This is a genomic window from Corynebacterium sp. HMSC074C03 (assembly GCF_001838285.1).
Lineage (GTDB): Bacteria > Actinomycetota > Actinomycetes > Mycobacteriales > Mycobacteriaceae > Corynebacterium > Corynebacterium amycolatum.
Genome location: NZ_KV836209.1, coordinates 1 through 4,936, shown reverse-complemented (window position 1 = coordinate 4,936; position 4,936 = coordinate 1). Strand labels below are relative to the sequence as shown.

Annotated in this window: 5 protein-coding genes; 4 read left to right on the top strand and 1 reads right to left on the bottom strand. The window is 48.6% G+C overall.

Annotated features, from left to right (window positions below; all coding sequences use genetic code 11):
• Nucleotides 1–90: 90 nt before the first annotated feature.
• On the bottom strand, nt 91–753 hold the full coding sequence (locus tag HMPREF2847_RS11235) for a CGNR zinc finger domain-containing protein (protein WP_083327321.1): 663 nt from the start codon (nt 751–753) through the stop codon (nt 91–93).
• A 54-nt stretch (nt 754–807) separates the two neighbouring features.
• On the opposite strand from HMPREF2847_RS11235, the gene HMPREF2847_RS04960 reads away from it, so the two are divergent.
• The 4 genes from HMPREF2847_RS04960 to HMPREF2847_RS04945 are packed head-to-tail and all read left to right on the top strand — an operon-like array spanning nt 808 to nt 4,733.
• Entirely contained in the window at nt 808–1,992 is a 1,185-nt protein-coding gene (locus tag HMPREF2847_RS04960; protein WP_070851716.1) for an MFS transporter, read from the top strand.
• Nucleotides 1,989–3,128, top strand: coding sequence for an FAD-dependent oxidoreductase (locus HMPREF2847_RS04955; RefSeq protein WP_070851715.1), 1,140 nt, complete (start codon nt 1,989–1,991; stop codon nt 3,126–3,128). The genes HMPREF2847_RS04960 and HMPREF2847_RS04955 overlap by 4 nt, the downstream gene beginning before the upstream one ends.
• A 2-nt stretch (nt 3,129–3,130) precedes the next feature.
• Nucleotides 3,131–3,589 carry a PaaI family thioesterase gene (locus tag HMPREF2847_RS04950; RefSeq protein ID WP_083327320.1) on the top strand — a complete coding sequence of 153 codons (459 nt, stop codon included), beginning with the start codon at nt 3,131–3,133 and terminating at the stop codon, nt 3,587–3,589.
• A gap of 1 nt (nt 3,590) precedes the next feature.
• Nucleotides 3,591–4,733, top strand: a complete 1,143-nt coding sequence (locus HMPREF2847_RS04945; RefSeq protein WP_070851714.1) for an acyl-CoA dehydrogenase family protein — start codon at nt 3,591–3,593, stop codon at nt 4,731–4,733.
• The last annotated feature ends 203 nt before the right edge of the window (nt 4,734–4,936 follow it).

The following is a 4,936-nucleotide window of genomic DNA, read 5'->3' as shown; positions in this document are numbered from 1 at the left end:
TCAAGAAGCGCGAGGGCATCGACCAGGACTAATTGCTAATCTGTCGACGGTTTTGCGTAGAAGCTAGTCTAGGTTAGCTGGCGAGCGACCTCATTGGTTTTCCCGTTGCTGGGAATCTAGTGAGGTCGCTCCTTTTTGTGTATATCGGCGAGCTTTCATTCGGTTACCGCACTCTTTCATTGAGCACCACTGCCTTTTCATGCCATTTGACCGGTCCTCGAATAGAATTCCGCAGCGTTCATGGGAACAGGTTTTGAGGCGTTTTGAGCTCTCGGTACCGAAGAAGATAATTGCGTCTTGTGCGACAAATCCAAGAATTTGTTCAGGTGTGAGCGTTGGACGAAGTAGAAAGCCTTCGGAATCATCTTTCATAGATAAGAAATATTGAGGGGCTTTTGCACTCCATTTGTTAAGTGTGTCTACTGCTGTGATAAGGCTTTTGGTGCTCGTGTTTCCCGAGTCTTCCAATTTGTGTTCGGCAAGAAGGATTATTGCGTCACGGAGTTCTCCAATGTGTAGGGCGTTAATCTCATCGGTATTCATTTGAAGCCCGGGTAAATATTTTGCCCACGATGCTTTGGATCGTCCGGTATCAATCCAGTTTGTTAACGATTTAGTTGGGCCCAATAGGTCCACCGTTGGGTGGAGGGGGTCTCTACGTCGCCTCAGTGTGTTGGCAAAATCCAGGCAAGGACGCTCCCCGTAGAACACAAAGTTCAACGATTCAGTTGGCTGTTCTGAAGAGATTTTCATGAATTTAATCCTACACCCTTGAGGTAACCCCCTGAGGGGGTTAGTATATGGGCTATGAGAAAAAAGTCTTTTCCGCTGGGGGTATATGCGCTTCCTTTAGTTGCAGCTTTTATGTTGCCAAATCTAGTAACTCCTCTGATGGAGCTTTTTAGGGATGAGATTGGCTTTTCATCTGGTGTGCTAACAGTGATTTTCGTTTGTTACCTAGGTGGGCTTGCTCCAGCATTTTTGGTTGCGCCGAGTTTGGGGCAAGTCTGGGGTCGAAAAAGGATGCAATTGATTGCCTGTGGGCTAGGAATTGTCTCCTGTATTTTCTACATAGTTGGCACAAATGTTGGAGTCCTTCTTATTGCTCGCGTTCTAACGGGGCTGTGTACAGGACTAGTGCTGGTTCTAGGGCCTAGTGCAGTGCAGGCTGTTGCCGGCAAAGACCGCATTAAACAATCCACTTTCGTGGCTACTTTAGGCATTGCTATTGGTCTTGCCGGGGGACCGCTCTTCGCTGGGTTTATCGCTGAACTGTTACCGTGGCCGACGAAAACAGTCTTTGTGCTTATGGCCGCATTGTTAATGCTTTCACTACTTGTAGTCTTATCGGAAGCAGAGTCTCCGACTGGTCCGGTGAAGTCGTGGCTGCCTTTTAGAGGGCTGGAGGCAAGTACCGGTCGAATTATTGTTACAGGGCTTGGAGCATTTGGTCCTGGTATGACAGCCGCAGCAATTATTTTGGCACTGGCGCCGACCCTTCTTGCCGGACTTGGTGGAGCGACTGGTCCGCTGGGGGCGGGATTGATGGCTGGCGGCATGTACGTCATGAGCCCGATTGCACAAACGTTAGTACGTCGGTTTACGAGTATGGCTCATATTCGTACGTCGCTTGCACTCATAATTCTGGCGATGGTCATTTTCGTGTTCGCGGTTAACTCTCACAACTTAATACTTCTTGTGGTGAGCGCTGGGCTGATGGGTGCCGGTCAAGGAATCAGCAATTTGGGGAGTTTTGGACTGATCCACCAATACGTTGAACCGCCACAGATTCCAGGTGCTACAGCGGTGTTGAGTTTGGGGGTTTATGCCAGCGCCAGCATTGTGCCATTGGCCGGTGGATTTCTTATTGACTCGCGGGGACTAGAGAATGCGGGCTTCTATATGGCTATGGGAGTTATCGCCATGGCTCTAGTTGGTTCGTTTTTCGCCAGAGAGAAATATACGCGCGGCGTTGGAAAGGATGCCCGATGAGAGTTGGAATCGTTGGAGCCGGAGTAGCCGGGTTAGCGTTAGCTAATCATTTACGACGGAAGGGCATAGAGGCTGAAATCTTCGAAAAGACATCACGGCTTGAACCAATTGGTGCTGGATTTACGATTCAGCCAACTGGCTTGCAAGTTCTTGAGCAAATCGTAAACACTGAATCAATCCTTGCAACTGCTGCTCTAGTAGACCAATCCAGGATGATGGATGTCTATGGGAATCCTCTTGCGGTTGATGTAATGGAATCCCTGAGTTCCGGTGCAAAATCCTATTCAATCTATCGCGGCGATGTTCATGACGCTCTGCTGAAAAACCTCGATGATGGTGGTGCAGTTAAAACCTCGATGAAGGCTACCAAGGTTGACTCTGATAAGTCATCGGCAAGGATTCAATTTGAAGATGGGACCGAAAGGTGTTTTGACCTTGTAGTGGGGGCAGATGGAATCCGAAGCATTACGCGAAGTTTCGTGAGTCCTGAAGCTGAACTCAACCAGTCCCACGGTGCTGCTATTCGTACGCTAGTACGCAGACACAGTGATGACATCGGATTTCATAATTTTAGAGCGTGGATGGGGCGAGGAAAAGTAGTTCTTGCCTATCCAGTTAAAAGTGGCGAGTTTCTCAACTTGGCATGTTATGTCGAAGAACTGCCTCAAAGTGACAGCTCATGGTCTTGTCCTGTAGACCCTGGCTGGTTACGAACCCAGTTTCGAGATTGGGATTGCACCCTAACGGATTTATTAGGACGGGCAACTAATTGCTTTAGTTGGAGTTTGGCTGATGTCGAAGGTCTTGGTAATTGGCATCGGGAACGAGTGGTTTTAATAGGCGATGCGGCACATGCGATGGTTCCTTATCTGGGGCAGGGGGCAAACCAAGCGCTAGCCGATTGCCATGAGTTGGCGAACGTCCTTGGGCAGGTGGTTGACAGGCGCAAAACCCTAGTAGAAGCGATTGAACATTTTACGCGGGTGCGGAAGCCCCACGTGACGCAGATGCAGAAACTTTCACGGAGAGCTGGGTACGTATTCAAATCAGACTTCGATGGAAATAAAGAAAGAAAAAACCGTGAAATCAAAGCGCTTTTGAAAGAAGTCGCTGCTGTTCAAGGGAGAAAAGTCTAGAAGTGAGAATCGAAATTGCCGATGATCGAGGACGCGAGAGACTCAGTTCTCTGCTGGCTAAAAGTATGGCGCATGGTTTCGATGAGAAACTGAATCTTACATACCTAGAAGTTGGTCCGTCCCTTGTTCGAGCGAAGGTTGCGGTCGATGACACGCTTCATCAGCCAGCCGGAATCGTTCATGGAGGCGTGATGGCGTCGATTGTAGAAGCAGTCGGGTCCGCAGGAGGATATGCATGGCTAATTGATCAAGGTAAAAAAGACGTTTTTGTCGGGACTTCAAATACAACTGATTTTCTAAAGAGCGTAGCTTGCGGTGCTTTGGAAGCGGTCGGAGAGCCAATTCATCAGGGGGAGCGCAGTCAGCTTTGGCGGATAGAGATTAAGCAGGTTGAGACTGGATTAGTTATTAGTGTCGGAATGTTGCGCGGGCAAAATATTCCGCCGCGTTCAAGGAGATGACATGCACAAAGAACTTAGAGACTTTGTTGCCAGCACGGTAAATCGAATCAGCGAACAATATGACCGTGAGTATCGGAAGAAGAAAATCGCAAGTCTTCAACCAGCTGAAGAGCTATGGGAGAGTCTGTCCGCATCAAGCTTAGTAGGGCTGGGGATACCGGAGCGTTACGGTGGCAGCGGCCAAGGAATGGTCGGTCTAAGTCTTGTTGCCGAAGAGTTAGCGAGGCATGGCCATTTGCCCGTTTTACTCGTTATGTCTCCGGGAATTGTCGGCTCCATATTGTTAAAAGGCGGATCAGCTGCGCAGAAAGAAAAGTATTTGCCGGGTATTGCGTCAGGGAAGTTGAAGTTTTCCTTTGCAATTACGGAGGCTGATGCAGGAAGTAATACCCATCGAATCAAGACAGTCTTAACTGAAAGAGATAGTGACAGCTATCTCCTGAACGGGAATAAATGCTTCATCTCAGGGGTAGACGAAGCGGACTACATCTTGGTAGTTGCCAAGGCTGCGTTTGATAGGGGAGGGGATAACCTCCAGTGTTGTATCGTTCCCACTAATGCCATCGGCGTAAATAAAAACCGCATCGCCACAGAGACTTTTAGTGCGGATTCGCAGTGGTTACTTCACTTCGATGACGTCGTCGTCAGGAAAGCTGACGTAATAGGGGCATCGGATGGTGGACTAAAAGCCCTTTTTGCCGGTTTGAACCCCGAGCGAATTCTGATGGCATCATTCTGTGTGGGAATTGGTTCGCGAGCTATAGATTTAGGCGCAGACTATGCCCGTAATCGTGAGGTATGGGGTAAACCCATAGCCACGCACCAAGCGATAGCGCATCCGCTAGCCGAATCGAAGATTGAAATCGAGCTCGCGAAGAATATGACCTATCAAGCTGCTGTCGCTTTTGATTCCGGGGAGAACTCGGGTGAATTAGCAAACTATGCGAAATTTGCAGCCGCTCGAGCGGCAGTGAGTGCGGTTGATAAAGCGATTCAAGTCCACGGTGGTAATGGATTCACCAAAGACTATGAGGTTTCGGAATTGTACTGGCCAGCCAGGCTTTTTCGCACCGCCCCGGTAAGCGAGGAGATGATACTTAACTTCGTGTCGAATCAAGTTCTGAACTTGCCTCGAAGCTATTAAGCCAACGAACAGAAAAGATTCAAATCTACCGAACTAGAGGAGTTCTAATATGAAGTACGAACAAGTTGGAACCTTACATGTCGCACCTCGTTTGCTTTCTTTTGTTAATAATGAATTGTTGCCTGCTATTGGTAAGTCGTCTGAAGATGCGCAGGCTAAGTTCTGGGATGGCTTTGGTGACATTGTCGCTAAGTACACTCCGC